Here is a 24,515-nt window from a genome sequence, read left to right on the forward strand (position 1 = left end):
CCACAGCGCTATAGCCGCCAGGGAAAGGGTTGAAGCAGCGCACGGGTGCGCCGGCTTCAAACTTTGAAGAGTCCAGCCATGGGTGGCCGGTTTTTGCTCTTCCGCGAGATAGATATCTCGCGTTGGATAAGGGGTAAACGAGTTGACAAGCGTCTGGTGAAAGTCCGGGATGTTTCGTTGGTCAATGCCACGAAGCGTCTTGGGGTTATATGGTCAAGCCGCACGGCTCATTAGTATGCGTTAGCTCAATGCATTGCTGCACGTCCACACCGCACCTATCAACCACCTAGTCTAGATGGGGCCTTAAGGAGAGTCGAACTCTCGGGAGATCTCATCTTGGGGCGTGCTTCCCGCTTAGATGCTTTCAGCGGTTATCACTTCCGTTCATAGCTACCGGGCAATGCCATTGGCATGACAACCCGAACACCAGCGGAACGTCCACTCCGGTCCTCTCGTACTAGGAGCAGCCCCCCTCAAATCTCCAACGCCCACGACAGATAGGGACCGAACTGTCTCACGACGTTCTGAACCCAGCTCGCGTACCACTTTAAATGGCGAACAGCCATACCCTTGGGACCGGCTACAGCCCCAGGATGTGATGAGCCGACATCGAGGTGCCAAACACCGCCGTCGATATGAACTCTTGGGCGGTATCAGCCTGTTATCCCCGGAGTACCTTTTATCCGTTGAGCGATGGCCCTTCCATACAGAACCACCGGATCACTAAGACCTACTTTCGTACCTGCTTGATCCGTCGATCTCGCAGTCAAGCACGCTTATGCCTTTGCACACAGTGCGCGATGTCCGACCGCGCTGAGCGTACCTTCGTGCTCCTCCGTTACTCTTTGGGAGGAGACCGCCCCAGTCAAACTACCCACCATACACGGTCCCCGATCCGGATTACGGACCTAGGTTAGAACGTCAAGCACTTCAGGGTGGTATTTCAAGGTTGGCTCCACCGAAACTAGCGTCTCGGTTTCATAGCCTCCCACCTATCCTACACAGAAGAACTCAACGTTCAGTGTAAAGCTATAGTAAAGGTTCACGGGGTCTTTCCGTCTTGCCGCGGGAACGCTGCATCTTCACAGCGATTTCAATTTCACTGAGTCTCGGGTGGAGACAGCGCCGCTGTCGTTACGCCATTCGTGCAGGTCGGAACTTACCCGACAAGGAATTTCGCTACCTTAGGACCGTTATAGTTACGGCCGCCGTTTACTGGGGCTTCGATCAAGAGCTTCGCCTTGCGGCTGACCCCATCAATTAACCTTCCAGCACCGGGCAGGCGTCACACCCTATACGTCCACTTTCGTGTTTGCAGAGTGCTGTGTTTTTGATAAACAGTCGCAGCGGCCAGGTTACTGCGACCCGCTAGTGCTCAGTCACGCATGTGACCACACCGGCGGGCGCACCTTCTCCCGAAGTTACGGTGCCATTTTGCCTAGTTCCTTCACCCGAGTTCTCTCAAGCGCCTTGGGATTCTCACCCTGCCTACCAGTGTCGGTTTACGGTACGGTTTGCTGTAGCTGAAGCTTAGTGGCTTTTCCTGGAAGCGTGGTCTCAGTCACTTCGCCCAAAAGGGCTCGTCTCGGTGCTCGGCGTATGTGATCCCGGATTTGCCTAAGATCACCGCCTACCTCCTTTCCCCGGGACAACCAACGCCCGGTAGACCTAACCTTCTCCGTCCCCACATCGCACTACAGTCAAGTGCTGGAATATTAACCAGCTTCCCATCGACTACGCATTTCTGCCTCGCCTTAGGGGCCGACTCACCCTGCGCCGATGAACGTTGCGCGAGGAAACCTTGGGCTTTCGGCGTGCGGGCTTTTCACCCGCATTATCGTTACTCATGTCAGCATTCGCACTTCCGATACCTCCAGCACGCTTCTCAACGCACCTTCACAGGCTTACGGAACGCTCCTCTACCGCGCACACTTGCGTGTGCACCCCGAGCTTCGGTGTATCGCTTAGCCCCGTTAAATCTTCCGCGCAGACCGACTCGACCAGTGAGCTATTACGCTTTCTTTAAAGGGTGGCTGCTTCTAAGCCAACCTCCTGGCTGTCTATGCCTTTCCACATCGTTTTCCACTTAGCGATAACTTGGGGACCTTAGCTGCGGGTCTGGGTTGTTTCCCTTTTCACGACGGACGTTAGCACCCGCCGTGTGTCTCCCGGATAGTCTGTCCTGGTATTCGGAGTTTGCCATGGTTTGCTAAGTCGCGATGACCCGCTAGCCATAACAGTGCTCTACCCCCAGGAAGATTCGTCCGAGGCGCTACCTAAATAGCTTTCGAGGAGAACCAGCTATCTCCACGTTTGTTTAGCCTTTCACTCCTATCCACAGCTCATCCCCATCTATTGCAACAGATGTGGGTTCGGTCCTCCAGTGCGTGTTACCGCACCTTCAACCTGGCCATGGATAGATCACGTGGTTTCGGGTCTACTGCCAGAGACTATGCGCCCTATTCAGACTCGGTTTCCCTTCGCCTCCCCTAGACGGTTAAGCTCGCCACTGACAGTAAGTCGCTGACCCATTATACAAAAGGTACGCAGTCACCCTTACGGGCTTCCACTGCTTGTACGTATACGGTTTCAGGGTCTATTTCACTCCCCTCTCCGGGGTTCTTTTCGCCTTTCCCTCACGGTACTTGTTCGCTATCGGTCAGTCAGGAGTATTTAGCCTTGGAGGATGGTCCCCCCATGTTCAGACAAGGTTTCTCGTGCCTCGCCTTACTCAATTTCATGCCATGTGCGCTTTCGTCTACGGGGCTATCACCCGCTACGGCCAGCCTTTCCAGACTGTTCGACTAACACATACGACACTTTTGGGCTGCTCCCCGTTCGCTCGTCGCTACTCAGGGAATCTCGGTTGATTTCTTTTCCTCCGGGTACTTAGATATTTCAGTTCCCCGGGTTCGCTTCCAACACCTATGAATTCAGTGCTGGATACTGCTTACGCAGTGGGTTTCCCCATTCGGACATTGCCGGATCAAAGCTTGTTGCCAGCTCCCCGACACTTTTCGCAGGCTGCCACGTCCTTCATCGCCTCTGACTGCCAAGGCATCCACCGTATACGCTTAGTCGCTTGACCATATAACCCCAAGTCGCCTCAGGGTTACTCCCATTCCTCCTCAGGAATTATAGGGAGTGCCAAACAACGCATTCGTCGTTGCCTCAACGACACATCTCGGTTTGGTTTCAAACCAAGACGCTTGTCAACTCGTTTACATTTTCAAAGATCACAAGCACGGCCTCAACGCCGCCTCGTTTCAAAATCTTTTGTGTGCGCTACACATCCGCTTACCGATAAAACTGGTGGAGCCAGTCGGGATCGAACCGACGACCCCCTGCTTGCAAAGCAGGTGCTCTCCCAGCTGAGCTATGGCCCCATACATGGGATCTCCAAGCTTGCATCTCGCTTCTTTCAAAGCGGCTGTGCTTGAAGAGTCCGGCCATGGATGGCCGGGTTCTTGTCGATGGATCGACACCCTAGTAATGGTGGGTCTAGGTGGACTCGAACCACCGGCCTCACCCTTATCAGGGGTGCGCTCTAACCACCTGAGCTACAGACCCATAAAGCTATAAAGACCCCCTCCCTTGCGGGATGGAGCCTTTCACGCCGTCGGCGTGCGGATGTGCAGGTGTCTTGTGTGGACGTCTTACGACAGAGGATCTGTCGTTCTCGAAAGGAGGTGATCCAGCCGCACCTTCCGATACGGCTACCTTGTTACGACTTCACCCCAGTCATGAACCACTCCGTGGTCGTCGCCCTCCTTGCGGTTAGGCTAACGGCTTCTGGAGCAACTCACTCCCATGGTGTGACGGGCGGTGTGTACAAGGCCCGGGAACGTATTCACCGCAGCATAGCTGATCTGCGATTACTAGCGATTCCGACTTCACGTAGTCGAGTTGCAGACTACGATCCGGACTGGGATCGGCTTTCTGGGATTGGCTCCACCTCGCGGTATTGCAACCCTCTGTACCGACCATTGTAGTACGTGTGTAGCCCTGGCCGTAAGGGCCATGATGACTTGACGTCATCCCCACCTTCCTCCGGTTTGTCACCGGCAGTCTCCTTAGAGTTCCCACCATTACGTGCTGGCAACTAAGGACAAGGGTTGCGCTCGTTGCGGGACTTAACCCAACATCTCACGACACGAGCTGACGACAGCCATGCAGCACCTGTGTTCTGGTTCCCGAAGGCACTTCCGCATCTCTGCAGAATTCCAGACATGTCAAGGCCAGGTAAGGTTCTTCGCGTTGCATCGAATTAAACCACATACTCCACCGCTTGTGCGGGCCCCCGTCAATTCCTTTGAGTTTCAGTCTTGCGACCGTACTCCCCAGGCGGCGAACTTAACGCGTTAGCTTCGACACTGATCTCCGAGTTGAGACCAACATCCAGTTCGCATCGTTTAGGGCGTGGACTACCAGGGTATCTAATCCTGTTTGCTCCCCACGCTTTCGTGCCTCAGCGTCAGTGTTGATCCAGATGGCCGCCTTCGCCACTGATGTTCCTCCCGATCTCTACGCATTTCACCGCTACACCGGGAATTCCACCATCCTCTATCACACTCTAGCTTTCCAGTATCCACTGCCATTCCCAGGTTGAGCCCGGGGATTTCACAGCAGACTTAAAAAACCGCCTACGCACGCTTTACGCCCAGTAATTCCGATTAACGCTTGCACCCTTCGTATTACCGCGGCTGCTGGCACGAAGTTAGCCGGTGCTTATTCCTCAGGTACCGTCAGCCCCACCGGGTATTAGCCGATGGTATTTCGCTCCTGATAAAAGTGCTTTACAACCCGAAGGCCTTCTTCACACACGCGGCATTGCTGGATCAGGCTTGCGCCCATTGTCCAATATTCCCCACTGCTGCCTCCCGTAGGAGTCTGGGCCGTGTCTCAGTCCCAGTGTGGCTGATCATCCTCTCAGACCAGCTATCGATCGTCGCCTTGGTGAGCCATTACCTCACCAACTAGCTAATCGAACATCGGTCCATCCAACCGCGCGAGGTCATTGCTGATCCCCCGCTTTCTCCCGTAGGACGTATGCGGTATTAGCGTAAGTTTCCCTACGTTATCCCCCACGTCTGGGCAGGTCCCGATGTATTCCTCACCCGTCCGCCACTCGCCACCCATCGTATTGCTACGACTGTGCTGCCGTTCGACTTGCATGTGTTAGGCATGCCGCCAGCGTTCAATCTGAGCCAGGATCAAACTCTTCACTTAAGTTTTCGAATGTCCGAAGACACTCTATCTTTCTGAAGCGTTGTCCTAACCGTAAAACGTCAGCTTTTTGAATTGACTCTTAGGTTAGACGCTTGCATTTATTGGACAGGTTTCCCTTCCATCGCAAGACGCCCACACAAGTCACCTGCGCACACTGTCAAAGATCATCTCAAACCAACCTCTTGCGAGGCCGCCCCATGTGGACGTTTCGTCCGGGGTGAGCCGCCCATTCTACATCTCTTCACCCTTCCGTCAACACCCAAAATTTGGAAAGTTGTTCAGCGAGCGGGGAGTCCTTCGACACGGGACGTTTCGTCGAAGGGGGTGAAATCATAGCGCTTGGGCGGGGGTGATGTGAAGGGGCAAAACACACCGAATTCCCGGAAATGGGGAATGGTTGTAACCGCGCCGTCATGAGCAACGCCCGCAAAACGAGACGCCACCGGGCTTGGCGCCGTGGCGCGGGACTTACTTTCGACGAATGCCCAAGCTGAACGCGTGAGCGAAAAACGGTAGGACCCGCCCGCTTAACGCTGCATCAGGCCTGATTCGCGGCTTCCGGAACCAATAAAGGCACAGAAACGGCAGTAGGTGCCGACGGTGACGCGTGACTAGCAGGCTCGTGCGCAGGCACATAACCCACGCGATACGGGATCAACGCTTCAGGAAGCAGCTTTTCCAGTGCGTCCCAGTCGTCTTCAAATGGAATGAATTGCTGCATGGCAGTTCCTCGGGGATAAGGATCGCTCGAGGAACATTCCAACAGACGAAACGGCCCGCGCTCTGTCGAAATCGGGCGTTTCGCGGGCCGAGTGCGGCGAAATCAGTCGATTTCGATCATCTCGAAATCGTCCTTGGTGGCACCGCAATCCGGGCATGTCCAGGTATCGGGCACATCGCTCCAGCGCGTGCCGGGATCGATGCCCTCTTCCGGCAACCCCAGCGCTTCGTCATAAATGAAGCCGCAAACTACGCACATCCATTTGCGCAGGGTGGTGTCGGTGGAAGCTTGGTTCATGGGTGTGCGTCGCCAGATCGGGTTGAATAGGGCATTCTCGCAACTCCTTCGCCGATGCGAAAGTCGGCCTATCGGCCTGACCCGTGAATTTATGACGTCCACATCTTTTCCGGATCGCGGCCTTTATGTGATTACCGACGGTCCGCGCCCCGATCTTTTCGAGGCGGTGAAACAGGCGCTGCTCGGCGGCGCACGACTCGTGCAATACCGCGACAAAACTCACGATGCGCAGCGACGCCACGATGAAGCCCGAACGTTATTGGCACTTTGCCGCGAACACGGCGTACCGCTGATCATCAATGATGACATTTCGCTTGCGCGCACTATCGGCGCCGACGGCGTGCACCTTGGCGAAACCGACGACGGCATCGCCGAAGCGCGTGCAGCCTTGGGTGCCAACGCGATCATCGGCGTGTCGTGCTACGACTCGCTCGAACGCGCGCAACAGATGACAAAGCAGGGCGCCAACTACATCGCGTTCGGCGCATTCTTTCCCTCGCCCACCAAGCCGCTGGCACGACGGGCACACGTCGATCTGTTGCGGCACAGCGCCGCCCTGGGTATTCCCCGGGTGGCGATCGGCGGGATCACACCGGACAATGGCGCGTCCCTGATCGCAGCAGGCGCGGATTACCTGGCGGTTATTTCGGCCGTGTTTGGACGTCCAGACGTTCGTGCGGCTGCGCAGCACTTCACTCAACTCTACTTTTCCGATCGAGCCGTTTCTTCATGACGAATCACGAACTGTTTCAGCGCGCCCAGCAATTGATGCCCGGTGGCGTGAATTCTCCCGTGCGCGCTTTCAAGTCTGTTGGCGGCGAGCCGTTCTTCACCGTGCGCGCAGATGGCGCTTATCTTTGGGACGTGGAAGGCAAGCGCTATATCGACTATGTCGGTTCGTGGGGGCCGATGATTGTTGGCCACAACCACCCCAAAGTACGCGAAGCGGTGGAACGCGCTGTGCGCGATGGCTTGTCGTTCGGTACGCCCTGCCCGGCTGAAATCACGATGGCCGAAACCATCATCAAGCTGGTGCCGTCGATCGACATGGTGCGCATGGTGAACTCCGGTACCGAAGCGACGATGTCCGCAATTCGACTGGCGCGCGGCGCAACCGGCCGTAGCAAGATCGTGAAATTCGAAGGCTGCTATCACGGGCATGGCGACAGCTTTCTGGTGAAAGCAGGCTCGGGCGCATTGACGTTTGGTGTGCCGACATCACCCGGCGTGCCCAAAGCAAACGCCGACCTCACTCTTACACTGCCGTACAACGATCTCGCCGCAGCACAAGCGCTGTTCGCCGAGCATGGTTCCGATATCGCGGGACTCATCATCGAGCCCGTCGCCGGCAACATGAACTGCATTCCGCCGAAAGACGGTTATTTGAAAGATTTGCGCGATCTATGCACGCGTCACGGCGCGCTACTTATCTTTGATGAAGTGATGACGGGTTTCCGTGTTGCGCTCGGCGGCGCGCAGGCGTATTACGGCGTGAAACCGGATCTGACGACCTTCGGAAAAATCATCGGCGGCGGCATGCCGGTCGGTGCTTACGGCGGACGCCGCGATCTGATGGAACAAATCGCTCCTGCCGGACCCATTTATCAAGCAGGCACGTTGAGCGGCAATCCGGTGGCGATGGCCGCGGGTCTGGCGATGCTGGAACTCATCCAGGCACCGGGCTTCTACGATACGCTGGCTGCGCACACACGCCTGCTAACCGATGGACTGCAATCGGTGGCCGATGGCGAAGGCATTCCTTTCAGCACCAATCGAGTGGGCGGCATGTTTGGATTGTTCTTCACTCACGAAAAAGTCCATAGCTACGCGCAGGCGACTGCCGCCGACACGGCGCTGTTCAATCGCTTTTTCCACGGCATGCTCGAACGCGGTGTTTATCTTGCGCCAAGTGCCTTCGAGGCAGGCTTCCTCTCCAGCGCGCACAGCGACGAAGACTTGGCAGCCACGCTGGACGCGGCACGCGCGGCCATGCGCCAGGCGCGGGCCGGATAGCCGACATGTCATCGCACTCGCCTTTTTCCGATCAATTCGGCCCTGCTACGGCAACGGGATGGCGAGCGCGCTGGTTCCACATCATCTTCGGGCATGAGGACACAGCAGGGCGACGCTTCGACGTCCTGCTGATCGTCGCCATTCTGGCAAGCATTGCTGTGGCGGTATTCGACAGCGTGGCGCAGATCCATCTTCGTTACAGCACGCTGTTCTATGCGCTGGAGTGGTTCTTCACTCTGGCTTTTACGCTCGAGTACGTGATGCGCATTGCCGTGGTGGATCGGCCATGGCGATACATGCGCAGCTTCTTCGGCATGGTTGACGTGCTCGCGGTATTGCCGACATGGTTGAGCCTGTTCGCAGCAGGAAGTCAGTATTTGCTGGTAGTGCGTGCGCTACGCATCCTGCGCATTTTCCGCATACTCAAACTGACCCGTTATGTCGGTGAAGCCGATCTGCTCTGGCTGACGCTGATTCGCGCCCGCCGCAAGGTACTGATCTTTTTCAGCACCATTCTTACCTTGGTGCTGATCTTCGGCGCGTTGATGTATCTCATCGAAGGGCCGGAAGATGGTTTTACGTCGATTCCAACATCGATGTACTGGGCCATCGTGACCATGACGACCGTGGGTTTCGGCGATATCACCCCGAAGACTACGCTCGGCAAAATGCTGACGTCACTGATCATCCTGATCGGCTACAGCATCATTGCGGTCCCCACCGGAATCTTCACAGCGGAACTTGCCGCCGGCATGCGTGCACGCAGGAAATACACGCCGTGCACGCATTGCGGCCAAGCCGATCATGAAGGCGATGCGCAACATTGCCGGATTTGCGGTACAACGCTACCCGCAGAAAACGACTGACTTCACTGCGATTCGCGCGTTACCAGCTGCCTGTATTGGGCATCGATGTCCACGGCTCGCGCGGCGGCAGATGTCCATGTTGCAACAGCTCGATCGAAATCTGATCGGGCGAACGCACAAATGCCATATGCCCATCGCGCGGCGGACGATGGATGGTGTAACCCATCGACTGCAAGTGCGCACACGTTGCATAGATGTCTTCGACACGGAAAGCCAGGTGACCGAAGTTACGGGCCGAGCCGTAATCTTCCTCGGATCCCCAGTTGTGGGTCAGCTCGACTTCGGCTTCCGGGCTATCCGGCGCCGCAAGATAGACCAGCGTGTACTTTCCTTCCGGCACGTCCATGCGGCGCACCTGTTTCAGGCCGAGGCCTTCGCAATAAAAACGCAGCGACGCGTCGAGATCGCGAACGCGGACCATGCTGTGCAGATATTTCATTGAAATGTCCTAAACGTGATGGCGCCAGCAAGCGCCACTATCGGCCTATGAATGCATGAAGCGCGGCGCGAAGCCGAGTCAAACCATCCGAAATGTCTTGGTCGCCGATATTCAGCGGCGGCACGAAACGCAACACATCCGGACCGGCCTGTAGCATCAGCAAACCGTGCGCCGCTGCGAAATCCAATATGTCACCTGCCTTGCCGCGATAACCTTCCGCCAGCACGGCACCCAACATCAATCCGCGACCACGCACTTCGGAGAACAAACCCAGCTCGGTGCCAATCGATGTCAGCGCTTCGCGCAACACAGCAGACTGGCGTTGAACATTCGCAAGCACCTCATCCGAGGACAGCTTGCGCAACGCGACACGTGCTACCGCAGCGGCCATCGGATTGCCGCCGAATGTAGTGCCATGCGCGCCAAACTGCATAGTTTGCGCGACTTTCGGTCCAGCGAGCATCGCACCGATCGGAAACCCGCATCCGAGTGCTTTCGCCAGCGTCACGATGTCCGGCGCGACGCCATCTTGCGTATGCGCGAACAGGGTGCCGGTGCGGCCCATGCCGCACTGAATTTCATCCAGCACAAGCAGCGCGCCGTGCGCGTCGCACAACTCTCGAATGCGTTGCAGAAAACCCGGGGCCGCAGGCAGTACACCGCCTTCGCCTTGCACCGGTTCAAGCATCACAGCGGCGACATCGCCTTGCGCGAACGCGTGCTCTAGTGCGGCAACATCATTGAAATCCAGATAACGAAATCCGCCGGGAAGCGGTTCGTAGCCTTCCTGATATTTCGGTTGCGCCGTTGCCGTGACCGTCGCGAGGGTTCGTCCGTGGAACGAACCACGAAATGTCACGATCACGCGCTGCTCCGGCGGCCTGCCTTGCGTCGTCGCCCATTTGCGCACCAGCTTGATCGCCGCTTCGTTGGCTTCTGCACCGGAGTTGCACAGGAACACGCGTTCCGCGAAACCGGCCGCCTTTACCAGTTCTTCGGCAAGATGCAGCGGCGGTTCGGTGTAGAACACATTGCTGCTATGCCAGAGTTTGTTCGCTTGCGCTGTCAGCGCGGCAAGTAGATCTGGATCCTGGTGACCCAACGCATTGACAGCAATACCCGCGCCGAAGTCGATGTAATCTCGGCCTTCCGTATCCCACACACGCGCACCGTTGCCGTGATCGAGCACCAGCTCGCGTGGCTTGTACACCGGCAGCCAATAACGCTTGCCAAGGTCGATGAGCGGCTGAGCAGAGGGTTCCTGCGAAGGTTGCATGCGTAACTCCAGGCGCGGCCGCAATGACCGTGCCATTGGGATGAAAATGGGGAGCTCGCATCGTACCAGCGTGATCTGCCGATGCCAGCGCCAGCAACCATACGCACGCGTTGTCCAACAAACCGTGACCTGTATCAGCGCTGTTACAGCCGCTGAAAACCGCATCACCACGGCCTTTGGGAGCGTGTATCGCGTGGAGGGCGTGTAACAGGCTGTAACAACATCCCTAACGCCGGCTCGACGGACCATTCACGGGAAGCCGCGATTTTCCTCAATTTTCCCCGGTTTTCCGGTGATGGCACGTTGCTTGCCATTCATACATCAAGGAAATGTAGGGGAGGCTCGCCCATGGACAGCTCGCGCCATTCATATGGCCAGGTATGCCGTTGCGTAGTAATCGCCAGTGCTGTGGCACTCGCGCTCACCCCGCTCGTCTCGTTCGCCGATGGCGCGCGAGTCGCGCAGAAGGCCCAACCGGGCGAGATCGTTTTGATCCGAAATGTCGCTACCCGCCCGGCGGATCGCAATCCGACCGCACCGGGCATGGCGCTGATGGTGAGTGCGTCGCCAAATCCGCAATTGGGGAATGCGGTACACGGCGCCGGCAACGGAGAGATAACTGATCAGGAAATCGACGACCTGACTGCAGGTATCAGTTCAGGCGCGCGAGCCTCCGGGCAAGGAAGCGGTTCACAGCACCTACTCAATCCCGATCTTGCTCAAAACACCGGCGGCAATAACGCAGCCGCGGCCAATGGCAACACCACGAACAGTTTAACGGCCGGCGGTGGTGCGGGCGGTGCAACCGGTGCCGTCGTCGATAGCACGCGCAACATCAGCGACCAGATCACAAACACGATCTCGCAGCTGCCTATAGGCGGCGGTCACTGAGGGGGAATGATGAAACGCATCCTCCGTCATCTTGCGCTTTGCGCAATCGGGTTGTGGCTTGCCACCGGATGGCACGCTCCCGCGTTCGCGCAGACAAGCAACGACAGCTATAGCGCGATGCTTACCTATCTCGATAGTTCCGCCATCGACGGTAATGCGATGCAGAACACGCAGGGTGTCACCGGCGTCAACCAGGCTACCGGCAACGGCAATCTGCAAGGCAATCTTCGTGCGTTCGCGGTGGGCGATCAGGCACAGGCGATGATTCAGGCGCAGCAACATGCGCACGCCTATGCATCCAACGCAACGCTTTATGCAAGCGCCACGATCAGTGGCCACGCCTATGACAACGCTCAAGGCATTGCATCGATCAATCAGGTCAGCGGCAACAACAACACGCAATTGAACGGTGTTGCGGCAGCGCTGACCAAACAAGGCATACGCGAGGCGACGGACGGCACCCTGTCGGCCACCGTCTCTGCGTCGGCAGGGGGGCAACCTTCGTCGAACCCACATGCTCAGGCCGGCGGCACGCGGAGCGTGGGAGTAGATCCGTCTGCAATGGAAGGGTTCGACGGTGTGATGCAACTCAACCAGGTCGCGGGATCAGGCAATGCGTCGGACAACTTGCTTTTGTTGTCAGCGCCGCCTTCCTCGCATTGATTCCTGAAATACCCAGTCATCTAGAGAGGACACCATGAACGCTAATCTGAGAAGGACTTTGATCGCTCTTGCTGTGTTGAGCGTGTTCACCGTTACCGCTGCCTATGCGCACGACGACCAGGGCCAGGGCGGAACCTCAACCAGTGTCAAGATCACCAAGAAAGTATCGCTGTCGACCAACGTCAACCTTGATGGCAGCATCAAAGTGGATGGCAGCATCGACGTCAACTCCGCTGCCGTAGCGCTTTCCAGCGCCACCCAGAACTCGTCCGACAACACCGTCACGAACAACAGTGACGTGTCGAACAAGGCAACGATCAAGGGAAGCGTAGGCGAAGACGCAACCGGCAACGTCGGCGTGAACCAGGCAGCTGGCGACTTCAACGCACAGGGCAACAGTGCAGCGATCGCAGCTGGCGGAAGCGGCAGTAGCAGCAGTGATGCGGATTTCACCTTCAACTGCGGCGGTGGCTGGGGCATGAGCTGCGGCGGCGGCGATCCGGGCGCTTCGGCAGGTGGAATGGCCGATGCCGAAACGTTTGCTGCGCAGACGCTGAAGGACACCAAGACGTACAACTATGGCACCACGAATACAGCGAAGATCAGTGGCAGCTCGTTCGAAGACGTCTCCGGCAACGTGGGCGTGAACCAGGCTTCGGGCAACAACAACGAGCAGCTGAATCAGCTGGCCGCCGCGACCAACTCGAACAACGTGTACGCGCTGGCAACCTCGACGCTCGACCAGGAATGGTCCGGCAATTCCGTGCAGAACGATCCAGGCTCACTCGGCTGGTGCAGCCCGTTGCAAGCCACCACGAACACGGCATCGCTGTCGGGTTCTGTGGCTGAAGACGCAAGCGGCAACATCGGCCTGAACCAGGCCGCCGGCACAGGCAACCTGCAGAGCAACAGCCTCTCCATGGCAGCAGCCAACCCGAGCAAGTAATCGGCTCGTAGGCTGAGGAGCAATGCGCCGTCGCAAGACGGCAACGAGGGCGGTAACCCGGCGACATGCCGCCGGGCACCATGTGGAAGCCCCCTACCCGTCCCCTGCGGGTAGGGGGTCTTCCCTTCGCAAGGATGATGAGGGAGAGGATCGTGCGACGTGCCGGTTCAAACATCGTTGGCTTGCTCGGGCTCGCCGCGGCCTGCTTGAGCTTGCATGCGTACGCGGGCGACGTGAGCTTCTCCGGCGTGCTGCCGAATGGTGCGCAATACAGCACCAATGTCACCAGCATGAAGGAGCTGCACTTCACGAACATCGTGCGGCAGCACACCGATTACAGCTGCGGCGCGGCGGCGTTGGCAACGTTACTACGCTACGGCTATCACCTGGATGTCGACGAGACCGTCGTCATCGATGGAATGCTCGGTGTATCGGACCCGGATATCGTCAAGAAGCGTGGATTCTCCATGCTCGATATCAAGCACTACGTCGAATCGCTGGGTATGCGCGGTCGTGGTTATCGAGTCGACATGGCGCGCCTGCGCTCGCTGCGCGTTCCGGTGATTGTGCTGATGGACATTCGCGGTTATCGCCACTTTGTTGTCCTGAAGCAGGTTCACGATGATCAGGTGGAGCTTGCCGACCCCATGCTCGGCAATCGCACCATGCAGTTGGATGCCTTCATGAAAGCATGGCCCTCGCATGTGTTGTTCGTCGTGATTGGGAGCGACTTCGACCGGAATACCGTCTTATTGCAGCCGGTCGACAAACCCAGTGCAAGGAATCTCTTCGCTCGCCAAGGTGGCGCCATCACAGACGCCGAATTATTGGACTTCGGCTTCACCCATGCCGATTTGTTCTGAGGGCTTGGTCATGTATAAGCGTTCATTGATTTTTACCGCACTTGCACTAGGAATTATGTGCAGGTGTGCTCCCGTTCTGGCCAATGACGAGCCGAACGACAGCCATCTTGGCGCAGGTATTCACGACGTTACCGATCCCGAACTGGCGGACATGCGCGGCCGCTATGTCGTCGGCGACAACACGGTCGTGTATTTCGGCGTGGAGATGATTACCACGTTCCAATCGAACACCGGACAAACGCTGCAAGGTACGCTGACCATCGGGATGAATTTCTCGAAGAACAGCAATTCGCCGCAGGTTACGTTTGTTCCAACCGTCACGATCACCACACCTAATGCGCCACTACCGACGGCATCCACCGTCCAGTCCAATGTGAGTCGCGGCATTCAAAGCGGCGGCGTGGCCAATGTAGGCGGCTTTGTTCAAAGCGTGCAGATCGCCGGCGATAACAACGCCGCGGCGAACGTCACCAGCTTGAACATCCAGAATGGTGGAAGCGCCCCCAATACATCGACGACGAGCAATAGCAGCACGACGTCATCCAGTTCGAATGATCCGTCCACGCCATCGGTAGCCAGCGTCACATCGACGGGATCGATGACGAACACAAATTCATCGACAAGCACGACTTCACCGGACAACGGCGGAAGTAACAACTCGAACAACACCAGCAATACCAGCAACAGCACAACAAGCAACAGCAACAGCAACAACACAGCAGGCAACAGCAACAACCTCGCTGGCAATACGGCGCCTGGCACGACCACCAACACGGGCGCTGCGACGCCTACAGGGCGTACTGCCACCGTCGGTGGGTCAAGCGTTTCTTCCACGTACTCCAACAACAGCGCTGAAGTAACGGCATCGATCGACGGCCAGGGGACGGCGTCGCAGTTTATGCACCCAGGCAGCCTTGGCCAGGAAATCCAATTGGCTACCGACAACGCGGTGGTGACCAACCAGATGATCGTGAATCTTGTGACGCAGCAATTGAGCAGCACGGAACAGCTCGCGCACACGCTGGCGCAGTCACTGAATCTTTCCCATCTCAACGGCCACTGAACGCGCGCACTAGCCCAGCGCACGTTCTAACCATGCAGGGGATACAACCATGCGCAAGACACTATTGGCCACAGCCGTGGCGTGCAGTTGGATATCCGGTGTAGTGAGTTTTGCCGCTTTTGGACAGGATGCCCGGTCCACCGCAGCCCCCGCATCCGGTCAGGCGGTAAGCGCACAGGATCAAGCGGACGTGCAGGAGCTCGTCCGCCAATTGCAACAACTTAAGGTGAGTTACGCACAGGAAGTGCGTCGCCTCCGTGTGCTCGACATGCAAGTGCAGGCGATACAAGCGCGCATCGCCGGTAAAACGACACCGAACCCGATTCCCGCCGAAGTTGCCGGCACAGAAGGAACCTCCGGCACCACAACTGCGGCAAACAATGGCGCAGTGGAAAGCACGCAGGCGGCGTCGACTACGCAGAGTACACAGTCGAGCAACTCCTCGCAGTCTCGCAGCGTGCAAGACGTGGTTGAGCAGACGCAGAACGCTTATTTCAGCCGAAAGTTCACGCTTGAAAGCGACCTGACGTATAACCACTACGACCGCGCCGAACTCACGCTCAATGGCTTTTTGGCCTTGAACTCGATTTTCCTTGGCAACATCGCCATCGATCGCGTGACATCCGATTCACTGACGTACGATCTGATCGGTCGTTATGCCATCACGCCACGATTGAGCGTGAATCTTGATGTGCCGTACGTCGGACGTGCTACCGATTATCAGCAAGGTGGTGCGGGTGGTTCGGCGGCGTCCATCGATGAAGCACAGTCCAGCGGCAAAGGCCTTGGCGATGTAAATCTATCCGTCAACTACAAGATTCTGACGGAAACATCCCATCGCCCGGATACCGTGCTGACCTTTGGCGTGACGGCGCCAAGCGGTCTCGCTCCGTACGGCATCAAGTGGTACAACGTTTCCACGTCGCAATACGAAGAGTTCGCCGTGCCCAGCAGACAGCCTACTGGCAACGGTGTGTGGCAGGCCACGTTGGGTTCGTCTTTCGTGAAAACGATGGACCCGGCAATCGTCTTCGGCAATATCGGTTACATCCATTCGCTCATTCGCGGCTTCAGTGATATCGACACCGACCCGCAGGTCGTCACGCCAGGCAGCGTGAAGTTGTCCGATGTGTATTACTACGGTGCGGGTCTCGCGTTCGCATTCAACGACCGTTCGAGCCTGAGCCTTTCGTTCAGCGATCGCATCAACGGCAAGGATTCGCTGCGCGAAACCGGCGGCTCGTGGACGAAGATCATCGGCAGTCAGGCGAATGCGGCAACGCTGAATCTTGGATTCACCTACGCGCTGGACTCGCACACGACGCTCGTGACGATACTCGGCATGGGCATGACGCCAGACGCGCCAGACTTCACGCTGACGTTCAAGATTCCCTACATGTTCTAAAACATCGCTTTCCAGGGGAGACACCGAGCGCAGGCCGATGGCCTGCGCTTTTTTTAGTGCATGTCTTCCAGCACCAACTGGTGCTTTTTGCACAGCCGGTAGATGGTGACGCGCGATACCTTCAGTCGACGCGCACACTCGCTGATGTTGAATCGCGTTTCGCGCAGGCAAGCGACCACCGCATCGCGCTCTGCCGACGTGCGTGTCAGGCCAAGACTGGAATGCGCCTGCCGAAGATTGACGACTTCCTGCAAATCCAGATCGGCGACACTGATTTGCGCGCCTTCTGCCACGACAGCCGCGCGTTGAACGCGATTGAGCAGCTCACGCACGTTGCCGGGCCAGGAGAAATCAATCAGCGCCTTGCGCGCCAACGCGCTGAACGTGCGTGCATGGCAATCGTGCTGCTTGCGGAACGCGTCCAGGAACAACTGTGCGAGCTGCAGCACATCTTCGGCACGCTCGCGCAAGGCGGGCATGCGCAGACGCAGTACGTTGAGCCGATAGTAAAGATCTTCGCGGAAGCGGCCTTGCGCTACAGCTTTTTCGAGATCGACGTGCGTCGCAGCCAGCACACGCACATCGAGCTTGATGGATTGAGTGGAACCGACGCGCTCCAGCGTTCCTTCCTGCAGCAATCGCAGCAGGCTGATCTGCGCGTCCGGCGGTAAATCGCCGACTTCGTCGAGGAATACGGTGCCGCCTGCGGCCGCTTCAAAATGGCCGATGCGGCGTGCGTTCGCGCCGGTGAACGAGCCACGTTCATGACCGAACAACTCGGACTGCACCAAGTTTGCAGGCAATGCGCCGCAATTGATGGCTGCAAAAGGATGATCGCGACGCGGCGACAACTTGTGCAAGGCGCGTGCCGCAACTTCCTTGCCGGTACCCGTCTCGCCCGTGATCAACACCGGCAAATCGACCGGCGCGTATTTGCGTAAGGCGGCCACCACGGCCATCATCGCCGGACTTGCACCGGTGATGCCGGGGACATCGGTGTACGCAACAGGTGGAGGCGTATCGCCAGCGAGTGTGGCAAGTGTCTCGATCAAACGCTGCATGTCGATCGGTGCAGTGAAGAAATCGATGCTTGCGCGCAGCACGCGCTCTACGTCAGGTGTTTGGACGGCCGTATCGGCCGAGAGCAATGCAAGCCATGGAAGTCGCGGCTGTTCGGCCATCAAGCGGGCCATTTCGAGCAGCGCATCATTACCCGCGCTGCGTAAGTCAGCCATCGCAACAACCATATCGCCGCGACGGATGCCAACGCCACTACCCTGTGTGCCTGCATCGGCAACGCGCGTATGCCAACCTGCTTGCGCCAACTGCGCTCTTTCAGCGCTCGTAGGCTGTCCGAACCACACAACACAGCGGATCGATGTGTCGCTAGTCATCGCAACGCCTCCCTAAGGATTGCTGAAGCTACAGCGTTACCGCGTCCCTGTCGGCAACTTCCTTCCCCACCCCAACACTTAGATGCACTGCAACAATGGACCGCATGAATGTGATGCAGTTCACGGAATATACACCGGTTTCTAGCCGAGTGATCACTTTTTAAGCAATTAATCGACGGACCGAACCGTTTGGTTTTGGGCGGAGTGGGGTCGATATTACGCAGGAAATAGCGGCGGCCTGATGACAGCCGCATCGTTTTCTGGTGAACCCATCAGTTCAGAAATAGATCGGGTAGTAGCGGATTACCCGGCTCATAGGCATAGGCATCGAAGTCGCGAACGCCCGCTTCGCGCAGGACATCCTCGTCGATCGCGAAGTGACCGGTGTATGCGTGGGACGGCTTGATCAACATCGCGTGCGCCGCATCGGCAACGATCTCTGGGCGACGGCAGTGCTCCGGCTTCACCCCATCGATCATGGCGATCGCCGCCGTAGCAATCACAGTACGCGGCCATAGCGCGTTGACAGCGATACCTGACGAGGCAAGTTCCGCACTCATGCCAAGCACGCACAGGCTCATGCCGTATTTGGCGATGGTGTAAGCCGTATGCGGTGCGAACCATTTTGGATCGAGGTTCGGCGGCGGCGCCAGCATCAGCACATGCGGGTTGGCGGCCTTCCTCAAATGCGGCAGACACGCCTGCGTGACCATGAACGTGCCGCGTGAATTGACCTGATGCATCAGGTCATAGCGCTTCATCGGCGTGCCTTCCGTACCGGCCAGCCAGATGGCACTCGCGTTGTTCACCACAATGTCGATGCCGCCAAAGCGCTCGACGGTTTTGGCGACAGCGTCGTGCACTTCCGATTCCTCGCGGATATCCACTTTCAGCGCCAGCGCCTTGCCGCCTGCCGCTTCAATCTCGGCGGCCGCGCTGTAAATCGTGCCGGGTAATTTGGGATTTGGAACGCCGCTCTTCGCAGCAATCACCACATTCGCACCATCGCGTGCGGCACGCAGGCCAATGGCCAGACCGATGCCGCGCGAGGCACCCGTAATGAATAACGTCTTGCCGGCGAGAGTGCTCATGGGAATACCCGTCTCAGGCTTTCTGGAAACGAGGCAGGATATCGCGCACCGCAGCCAGACGCTGTAATGGATCGATCATTTCCAGCAATTGCTGTTGCTCTTCGCCTGCCAGCGGCAACAACTCCGCCAGCCGAAATCCGAGCCAGCTCGCATCGTCATACAATGATCGCTCGGCGTTGCGCCATTGCGGCCCGATCGTTTCAATCAAACGTTCCAGAATGGTTTGCAGCAGTGCGAATTCCACCGGCACCTGCTGGGTTTCCTCATCCAGCCATGGCTCTACTTCGCCGCGCAGCAAACCATCCGAACGCACGCGCGTACGCACGACGCGGAAACGACTGCCACCTTCCGTCGTGATGCCGAGCAAACCGTCTTCGCGATAACTGAAGTCGACAATGCGCGCCAGCGTACCCACCGCGGCAGGCGTCGCAGGTGCACCTGCTTCGTGCCCTTCCAGAATCTGACACACACCGAACGATGAACCGGTACGCGTGCATTCGCGCACGAGATCCAGATAACGCGGTTCGAAAATACGCAACTGCAGCTGGCCGCCCGGGAAAAGCACGGTATTGAGCGGAAACAGCGGAATTTCAGTGGAAGGAAGCTGGGCAGCCATGCGGGCTAGTTTAACGGCACAAGACCCCACTGGACGGCCTGCCACCGCACAGGCAGAGTGGTCGTGCCTATTTCTATGGAGTGCTTGCAGGGATGTCTGCTTCCAACCTGGCTTCTGTTGAACCGGCGACGTCGATGCCCGCGCCGGAGTCCATTGCCTCACCCGTCGTGCAGGTGCGTGGACTGGAGAAATCGTTCAAGAAACGGCAAGTGATCCAATCGCTGGACTGGAGCGTTCCGTCCGGACGCGTCATCGGTCTGCTCGGGCGCAACGGTGCGGGCAAGACAACCTTGCTTCGCTGTCTGCTGGGGCTCTCGCCCATCGATGGCGGCAGCGTCGAGCTATTCGGCGAATCGATGCTGGAGCCCGGTGGCAAGCGCATGCATCGCATCGGTTTCGTGCCGCAGACGTTCGATCTGTTTCCGTGGATGAAAGTACGTGCATACCTCGATTTCACGGCCGCGTTTTACGAGCGCTGGAACGCATCGCTGGTCGACCGCTTACTCGGCGCGTGGGAACTCGATGGGAAACAGAAGATCGGCGAACTGTCCCAAGGTCAGCGACAGAAACTGGCGATTGTGCGCGCGATCGCACCCGATCCGGATTTGCTGGTGCTGGACGAACCCGTTGCCAGCCTCGACCCGCAAGCACGTCGTGCCTTCATGAGTGAGCTGCTCACGTTGATGCGCGCGCCGGGCAAGACAGTGATCTTTTCCACGCACATCACCGCCGATCTCGAACGCGCCGACGCCGACATCGCATTGCTTCGCGATGGTCGCATTCAATTCATGCGACCGCTCGCCGAACTTCGCGAGCGGCTCAAGCGCGTCGTGTTTGAGCGCCCCGAAGCCTGGAGCCATCCGCCCGTTGTAGCAGGCACATTGAAATCGCATGTGCAGGATCGCCGCGCTGTGCTGCTTGTCGAAGATCCTATGGTCGAAAGCCTTCACGCACTGGCGGCGCGCGAAAACGCCACGGTACAGATCGAAACGCCCACGCTGGAAGATCTGTTCGTGGAGCTGGCATGAAAGCGTCCTGGCATATCTGGCTGCAGCTCTTCCGGCGGATGCCGTTGCTGGTGGTTGTCGCCAATGCGTTGTGGCTCGCTGCCTTGGTCATGGGCGTGATGGCGTTAAGCGGCGACAACGGCATGCTCGCACTCGCCACGCCGCTGTTCGGTATGGGTACCTGGTTCTGGCATATGGGGCAAGGTTATAGCTTGCGCAGCCTGTGCGTTCCGGAGAGTTTTCTGTTGCCAGACTTCCGGCGCCGGTTGCTCAACTATGCAGCGATAGATATCGCGCAATGGATTTTGATTCCGCTGGTATTTGCCACCCTTTTGCATGTTTCACATCTGCCGCTTGTCGCCAGCATGACGGTGCTGATCGCCGCGATTGGACTGATGATGGGCTGCAACCCGCGCGCAGCCATCTTCATTTGGCCGGCCTTTATCGTGCTTGGCTGGATGCCGGCGGTGTTTGTACAGGTGATGAAGGTCGCTGTGCAGTCGCCGTTGACGCCACTTCTTATTCTGGCAGTCGCTGCGTTGATTGTCCGGCTCAGCGTCACGCCCCTGCTGCGCATTAACGATCGCGATGTGGATGCTTCACCGCTGGAAAGCACCAGTCTTGGACGCATGCAGACGCGCAGCATGCCGGGCGAGCCACGACGCACCGGCGCGTTCGGCAAGCGTATCGCCGCGCTTTATGACGCAGCGTCGCAACGTGCCATGACGCGTGCCTTGGCAAGCTACAAACGACATCCGACACTCACTCGTCGCATGGTGCTGGTCCGCCGCTTGCTGTTGCCGCACGACAATCCCGAAGCGATTGCACTGCGCATCGCACTGGTAGCGGTGATCGTGTTCTTTTATTTCTTCGTGGTCATGCATCGCCAGCACTTCAATGCGACGATCATCGGCGCGTATTCGATCATGCTCAGCATTTCGCGCTTTCCACAGTTGAATGTCGGCATGACACGCATGCGCCCCAACATGGCGGATCTGTATCTGACCTTGGCACCCGAAACACGCGCCGAGTATCAAAAGGTCGTATCGGATGCACTGACCGTGCTTGTGCCGATCAGCATGCTTACGGCTTTGGTGTACACGGCACTCGGCGCCGTGCTGGTGCATGCGGCCGATCCCTGGCGCATGTTGTTTGTCGCGGCGATCGTTTCCGCGTCAGCCAGCCTCGCCGCATTAGCGGTTCACTTGATCGGCCCGGAAGGAACAACCGGCCGCACCATCGTCAACTTCGTGATTCTGTTCGGCGTGATGGGCGTTTACTGGGGCGGTTACTGGCTGGTGGATACCTTCGACTATCTCATCGGCGGCGGCATCCTGGCCGTGATCACGCTTGGATTCGGATTGAGCGCCTGGTTTGCCGCACAACGCGAATATCTGTTGCGGCCGCCGCGTTTCGATGCACCGATTGGCTAGCTCAACGCTTCAGGAACCGGAAAGCGCTGCGACAAATCGGCGTGGCGCATTCTCGAAACCGCCGTTGGACATAAAGACCACGTGATCACCCGCGCGCGTTTGCGACTTCAGCGACGTCAGCAAGTCATCCACCGTGGGCGCTGTCGTTGCGCGACCATGCAATGCATCGGTAACACGCTTGGCATCCCACGGCAGTTCCGGACGATGCAGGAACACGACGGCATCGGCATCGGATAGAGACGGCGCAAGACCATCCGCATGAGCACCAAGCCGCATCGAATTGGAACGCGGCTCGAGCGCGACAAGAATGCGCGACTTGCCTACTTTTGCGCGCAGACCAGCTAGCGTCGTCGCAATCGCAGTCGGATGATGCGCGAAGTCGTCGTACACGCGCACGCCATCGACATCCCCGACAATTTCCATGCGCCGCTTGACGCTTTCGAAGCTGCCGAACGCCGGCAACAATGCGCGAGGATCGGCACCCGCTGCCGTTGCAGCCGCGAGCGCTGCCAGCGCGTTCATCACACTGTGATCGCCAAGCAACGGCCAGTGCACATCGCCGATCGTCTCGCCTTTGCAGGTCACGCTGAAAGCCGAACCATCCGCGCTGATCAAACGCGCTTGCCAATCGCCCTTGCCGATACCGAAGGTTTCCACCGGCGTCCAACAACCCATCGCCAGCACTTCGGCGAGGTAGGCATCATGTGCGTTGACGATCAAGCGGCCATTGCCCGGCACAGTCCGCACGAGGTGATGGAATTGCCGTTGAATCGCGGCGACATCGGGAAAAATATCCGCGTGGTCGTATTCGAGGTTGTTGAGAATCGCGATGCGCGGGCGGTAATGCACGAATTTGGAACGCTTGTCGAAGAACGCGCTGTCGTATTCGTCTGCTTCGATGACGAATGGCTTGCCCTGGCCCAGACGCGCCGAAATACCGAAGTTGCCGGGAACGCCGCCAATCAGGAAACCGGGCGCCAGACCCGCACTCTCCAGAAGATGCGCGAGCAAGCTCGTCGTCGTGGTCTTGCCGTGCGTACCGGCCACGGCGAGCACTTCACGATCGACCAGCAAACGCTCGCCCAGCCACTGCGGGCCGGAGATGTAACGCAACTGCTGATCGAGCATGTATTCCACCGCAGGATTGCCACGCACCATCGCGTTGCCGACAACGACCAGGTCAGGCGCAGGTTGCAGATACTCGGCTTTGTAGCCCTGCATCAAATCGATGCCCAGCGCTTCGAGCTGCGTGCTCATCGGCGGATAGACGTTGGCATCGGAGCCTTCGACGGTTTCGCCGAGCTCGCTCGCCAAGGCGGCGACGCCGCCCATGAAGGTGCCGCAGATGCCGAGGATATGCAGACGCATGGTTGACCTGTTTTGCGTATGTCGTGGCTTCAACTCGAGCCCCTCTCCCTCTGGGTGAGGGGTTGGGGTGAGGGGCGAGTCTTGCGAAAGGTAGATATCTCGCTTCGACCGTGCCCTCATCCGCCTGCCGGCACCTTCTCCCATCGGGAGAAGGACTCATCGTTTGACGATGAGGATCAGCCGTTCGCAGCTGCCGTTTCGGTGGATAGCGCACGCTTCACGCGTGCCGTGATGTCGTCGAGTTCACCGACCCCATCGACCACTTGAAGCTTGCCGCGGCGGGCGTAGAAATCGGCGACCGGGGCCGTCTGTTCGGCGTAGACCTTCAGGCGATCGCGCACCACGGCCGGATCGTCGTCTTTGCGATGTTCAGCGGCGAAGCGAATCTCGCAGCGGCCGATGATCACCTCGTTAGGCACGTCCAGCTTCACCACGGCATCGAGCGGCTGACCGATCTTGGTCAGCAGATGATCCAGCGCATCGGCCTGCGCAAGGTTGCGCGGATAACCGTCGAGGATGAAACCGGCTTTGGCGTCCGGCTGTGCAAGGCGCTCTTCGAGCATGCCCAGCAGAAGATCGTCGGAAACCAGTTGGCCTGCATCCATCACGGCTTTGGCTTGCACGCCTAGTGGGGTGCCCGCTTTCACCGCGGCGCGCAACATATCGCCGGTGGAAATGTGCGGCACGCCAAGATCGGCTTTCAGCCGGGCAGCCTGGGTACCTTTGCCCGAACCGGGCGCACCTAGGAGGACAAGTCGCATAGAACTCCACAAGACCCAAGGTCTGCCGCACACTGCGCCAGTTCCACGGATTCTCTTAAATGATAGGGTCAAGGTAACGTCTGCGGGGGGTGCCGTCAAACCGCAAATCGTCCGAATCGCGGCCAAGTCTCTGATATGCATGCGATCCGTGATGGAGACCCTGTTGTCACATG

Annotated in this window: 20 protein-coding genes, 2 tRNA genes and 2 rRNA genes; 11 read left to right on the forward strand and 13 right to left on the reverse strand. The window is 58.2% G+C overall.

Going from position 1 to position 24,515, the window contains the following annotated elements; genetic code table 11:
- Positions 1-209 precede the first annotated feature (209 nt).
- The 6 genes from EKH79_RS17120 to EKH79_RS17145 all read right to left on the reverse strand — a co-directional run bounded on the left by EKH79_RS17120 (position 210) and on the right by EKH79_RS17145 (position 6,247).
- A 23S ribosomal RNA gene (locus tag EKH79_RS17120) occupies positions 210-3,088 on the reverse strand.
- 222 nt (positions 3,089-3,310) lie between these two features.
- Positions 3,311-3,386 (reverse strand) — tRNA-Ala (locus tag EKH79_RS17125).
- A 107-nt stretch (positions 3,387-3,493) separates the two neighbouring features.
- A tRNA-Ile gene (locus EKH79_RS17130) sits at positions 3,494-3,570 on the reverse strand.
- 112 nt (positions 3,571-3,682) lie between these two features.
- Positions 3,683-5,229, reverse strand: a 16S ribosomal RNA gene (locus EKH79_RS17135).
- The 16S and 23S rRNA genes sit together here with 2 tRNA genes alongside, the layout of an rRNA operon.
- Positions 5,230-5,767: 538 nt before the next feature.
- Entirely contained in the window at positions 5,768-5,950 is a 183-nt protein-coding gene (locus tag EKH79_RS17140; protein ID WP_126675075.1) for a hypothetical protein, read from the reverse strand.
- Positions 5,951-6,052: 102 nt separating this feature from the next.
- Positions 6,053-6,247: a rubredoxin gene (locus tag EKH79_RS17145; protein WP_126675076.1), complete on the reverse strand. Its 195-nt coding sequence runs from the start codon at positions 6,245-6,247 to the stop codon at positions 6,053-6,055.
- A 91-nt stretch (positions 6,248-6,338) separates the two neighbouring features.
- On the opposite strand from EKH79_RS17145, the gene thiE reads away from it, so the two are divergent.
- The 3 genes from thiE to EKH79_RS17160 are packed head-to-tail and all read left to right on the forward strand — an operon-like array spanning position 6,339 to position 9,126.
- Positions 6,339-6,980, forward strand: a complete 642-nt coding sequence (gene thiE / locus EKH79_RS17150; RefSeq protein ID WP_126675077.1) for a thiamine phosphate synthase — start codon at positions 6,339-6,341, stop codon at positions 6,978-6,980.
- Positions 6,977-8,260 carry a glutamate-1-semialdehyde 2,1-aminomutase gene (gene hemL / locus EKH79_RS17155; protein WP_126675078.1) on the forward strand — a complete coding sequence of 428 codons (1,284 nt, stop codon included), beginning with the start codon at positions 6,977-6,979 and terminating at the stop codon, positions 8,258-8,260. Before thiE ends, hemL begins: the two co-directional genes overlap by 4 nt.
- A 5-nt stretch (positions 8,261-8,265) precedes the next feature.
- Positions 8,266-9,126 (forward strand): ion transporter, encoded by an 861-nt coding sequence (locus tag EKH79_RS17160; protein ID WP_126675079.1) that lies wholly within the window; start codon positions 8,266-8,268, stop codon positions 9,124-9,126.
- Between the two features lie 19 nt (positions 9,127-9,145).
- Here the strand turns inward: EKH79_RS17160 and EKH79_RS17165 are convergent, their stop codons facing one another.
- Together EKH79_RS17165 and EKH79_RS17170 are read right to left on the reverse strand one after the other, a co-directional pair.
- The gene (locus tag EKH79_RS17165) at positions 9,146-9,565 is read right to left on the reverse strand and encodes a lactoylglutathione lyase (protein ID WP_126675080.1); all 420 of its coding nucleotides are present in this window, start codon (positions 9,563-9,565) and stop codon (positions 9,146-9,148) included.
- A gap of 37 nt (positions 9,566-9,602) precedes the next feature.
- Positions 9,603-10,841: an acetylornithine transaminase gene (locus EKH79_RS17170; protein WP_126675081.1), complete on the reverse strand. Its 1,239-nt coding sequence runs from the start codon at positions 10,839-10,841 to the stop codon at positions 9,603-9,605.
- Between the two features lie 348 nt (positions 10,842-11,189).
- Between EKH79_RS17170 and EKH79_RS17175 the strand changes: the two genes are divergently transcribed.
- The 6 genes from EKH79_RS17175 (at position 11,190) to EKH79_RS17200 (ending at position 16,672) form a co-directional block, all read left to right on the forward strand.
- Entirely contained in the window at positions 11,190-11,732 is a 543-nt protein-coding gene (locus EKH79_RS17175; RefSeq protein WP_126675082.1) for a hypothetical protein, read from the forward strand.
- Between the two features lie 9 nt (positions 11,733-11,741).
- Entirely contained in the window at positions 11,742-12,395 is a 654-nt protein-coding gene (locus EKH79_RS17180) for a hypothetical protein (protein WP_233590377.1), read from the forward strand.
- Positions 12,396-12,429: 34 nt separating this feature from the next.
- A complete protein-coding gene (locus tag EKH79_RS17185) occupies positions 12,430-13,341 on the forward strand; it encodes a hypothetical protein (RefSeq protein WP_126675083.1) in 912 nt (303 codons plus the stop codon).
- A 152-nt stretch (positions 13,342-13,493) separates the two neighbouring features.
- Positions 13,494-14,204 carry a C39 family peptidase gene (locus tag EKH79_RS17190; protein ID WP_233590378.1) on the forward strand — a complete coding sequence of 237 codons (711 nt, stop codon included), beginning with the start codon at positions 13,494-13,496 and terminating at the stop codon, positions 14,202-14,204.
- 55 nt (positions 14,205-14,259) lie between these two features.
- Positions 14,260-15,267, forward strand: a complete 1,008-nt coding sequence (locus EKH79_RS17195; RefSeq protein WP_126675085.1) for a hypothetical protein — start codon at positions 14,260-14,262, stop codon at positions 15,265-15,267.
- 49 nt (positions 15,268-15,316) lie between these two features.
- Entirely contained in the window at positions 15,317-16,672 is a 1,356-nt protein-coding gene (locus EKH79_RS17200; RefSeq protein WP_199754374.1) for a hypothetical protein, read from the forward strand.
- Positions 16,673-16,725: 53 nt separating this feature from the next.
- Here the strand turns inward: EKH79_RS17200 and EKH79_RS17205 are convergent, their stop codons facing one another.
- The 3 genes from EKH79_RS17205 to EKH79_RS17215 form a co-directional block, all read right to left on the reverse strand.
- The gene (locus tag EKH79_RS17205; protein WP_126675086.1) at positions 16,726-18,066 is read right to left on the reverse strand and encodes a sigma-54 dependent transcriptional regulator; all 1,341 of its coding nucleotides are present in this window, start codon (positions 18,064-18,066) and stop codon (positions 16,726-16,728) included.
- Positions 18,067-18,338: 272 nt separating this feature from the next.
- Positions 18,339-19,157, reverse strand: coding sequence for an SDR family oxidoreductase (locus EKH79_RS17210; RefSeq protein WP_126675087.1), 819 nt, complete (start codon positions 19,155-19,157; stop codon positions 18,339-18,341).
- Between the two features lie 13 nt (positions 19,158-19,170).
- A complete protein-coding gene (locus EKH79_RS17215) occupies positions 19,171-19,773 on the reverse strand; it encodes an LON peptidase substrate-binding domain-containing protein (protein ID WP_126675088.1) in 603 nt (200 codons plus the stop codon).
- Positions 19,774-19,865: 92 nt separating this feature from the next.
- Here EKH79_RS17215 and EKH79_RS17220 point away from each other — a divergent pair, with 92 nt between their 5' ends.
- The gene (locus EKH79_RS17220; protein WP_126675089.1) at positions 19,866-20,801 is read left to right on the forward strand and encodes an ABC transporter ATP-binding protein; all 936 of its coding nucleotides are present in this window, start codon (positions 19,866-19,868) and stop codon (positions 20,799-20,801) included.
- The gene (locus tag EKH79_RS17225) at positions 20,798-22,213 is read left to right on the forward strand and encodes a hypothetical protein (RefSeq protein ID WP_126675090.1); all 1,416 of its coding nucleotides are present in this window, start codon (positions 20,798-20,800) and stop codon (positions 22,211-22,213) included. The genes EKH79_RS17220 and EKH79_RS17225 overlap by 4 nt, the downstream gene beginning before the upstream one ends.
- 9 nt (positions 22,214-22,222) lie before the next feature.
- Here the strand turns inward: EKH79_RS17225 and mpl are convergent, their stop codons facing one another.
- Entirely contained in the window at positions 22,223-23,581 is a 1,359-nt protein-coding gene (gene mpl / locus EKH79_RS17230; protein ID WP_126675091.1) for a UDP-N-acetylmuramate:L-alanyl-gamma-D-glutamyl-meso-diaminopimelate ligase, read from the reverse strand.
- Between the two features lie 176 nt (positions 23,582-23,757).
- Positions 23,758-24,342 (reverse strand): adenylate kinase, encoded by a 585-nt coding sequence (locus EKH79_RS17235; protein WP_126675092.1) that lies wholly within the window; start codon positions 24,340-24,342, stop codon positions 23,758-23,760.
- Positions 24,343-24,515: the final 173 nt, after the last annotated feature.

It is taken from the genome of Dyella dinghuensis (assembly GCF_003977615.1).
Classification (GTDB): domain Bacteria; phylum Pseudomonadota; class Gammaproteobacteria; order Xanthomonadales; family Rhodanobacteraceae; genus Dyella_B; species Dyella_B dinghuensis.

Bases quoted from the DNA above. Each gene is read 5' to 3' on its own strand.
- EKH79_RS17140 (WP_126675075.1), bottom strand. From the start codon at position 5,950: ATGCAGCAATTCATTCCATTTGAAGACGACTGGGACGCACTGGAAAAG.
- EKH79_RS17145 (WP_126675076.1), bottom strand. From the start codon at position 6,247: ATGAACCAAGCTTCCACCGACACCACCCTGCGCAAATGGATGTGCGTA.
- thiE (WP_126675077.1), top strand. From the start codon at position 6,339: ATGACGTCCACATCTTTTCCGGATCGCGGCCTTTATGTGATTACCGAC.
- hemL (WP_126675078.1), top strand. From the start codon at position 6,977: ATGACGAATCACGAACTGTTTCAGCGCGCCCAGCAATTGATGCCCGGT.
- EKH79_RS17160 (WP_126675079.1), top strand. From the start codon at position 8,266: ATGTCATCGCACTCGCCTTTTTCCGATCAATTCGGCCCTGCTACGGCA.
- EKH79_RS17165 (WP_126675080.1), bottom strand. From the start codon at position 9,565: ATGAAATATCTGCACAGCATGGTCCGCGTTCGCGATCTCGACGCGTCG.
- EKH79_RS17170 (WP_126675081.1), bottom strand. From the start codon at position 10,841: ATGCAACCTTCGCAGGAACCCTCTGCTCAGCCGCTCATCGACCTTGGC.
- EKH79_RS17175 (WP_126675082.1), top strand. From the start codon at position 11,190: ATGGACAGCTCGCGCCATTCATATGGCCAGGTATGCCGTTGCGTAGTA.
- EKH79_RS17180 (WP_233590377.1), top strand. From the start codon at position 11,742: ATGAAACGCATCCTCCGTCATCTTGCGCTTTGCGCAATCGGGTTGTGG.
- EKH79_RS17185 (WP_126675083.1), top strand. From the start codon at position 12,430: ATGAACGCTAATCTGAGAAGGACTTTGATCGCTCTTGCTGTGTTGAGC.
- EKH79_RS17195 (WP_126675085.1), top strand. From the start codon at position 14,260: ATGTGCAGGTGTGCTCCCGTTCTGGCCAATGACGAGCCGAACGACAGC.
- EKH79_RS17200 (WP_199754374.1), top strand. From the start codon at position 15,317: ATGCGCAAGACACTATTGGCCACAGCCGTGGCGTGCAGTTGGATATCC.
- EKH79_RS17205 (WP_126675086.1), bottom strand. From the start codon at position 18,066: ATGACTAGCGACACATCGATCCGCTGTGTTGTGTGGTTCGGACAGCCT.
- EKH79_RS17210 (WP_126675087.1), bottom strand. From the start codon at position 19,157: ATGAGCACTCTCGCCGGCAAGACGTTATTCATTACGGGTGCCTCGCGC.
- EKH79_RS17215 (WP_126675088.1), bottom strand. From the start codon at position 19,773: ATGGCTGCCCAGCTTCCTTCCACTGAAATTCCGCTGTTTCCGCTCAAT.
- EKH79_RS17220 (WP_126675089.1), top strand. From the start codon at position 19,866: ATGTCTGCTTCCAACCTGGCTTCTGTTGAACCGGCGACGTCGATGCCC.
- EKH79_RS17225 (WP_126675090.1), top strand. From the start codon at position 20,798: ATGAAAGCGTCCTGGCATATCTGGCTGCAGCTCTTCCGGCGGATGCCG.
- mpl (WP_126675091.1), bottom strand. From the start codon at position 23,581: ATGCGTCTGCATATCCTCGGCATCTGCGGCACCTTCATGGGCGGCGTC.
- EKH79_RS17235 (WP_126675092.1), bottom strand. From the start codon at position 24,342: ATGCGACTTGTCCTCCTAGGTGCGCCCGGTTCGGGCAAAGGTACCCAG.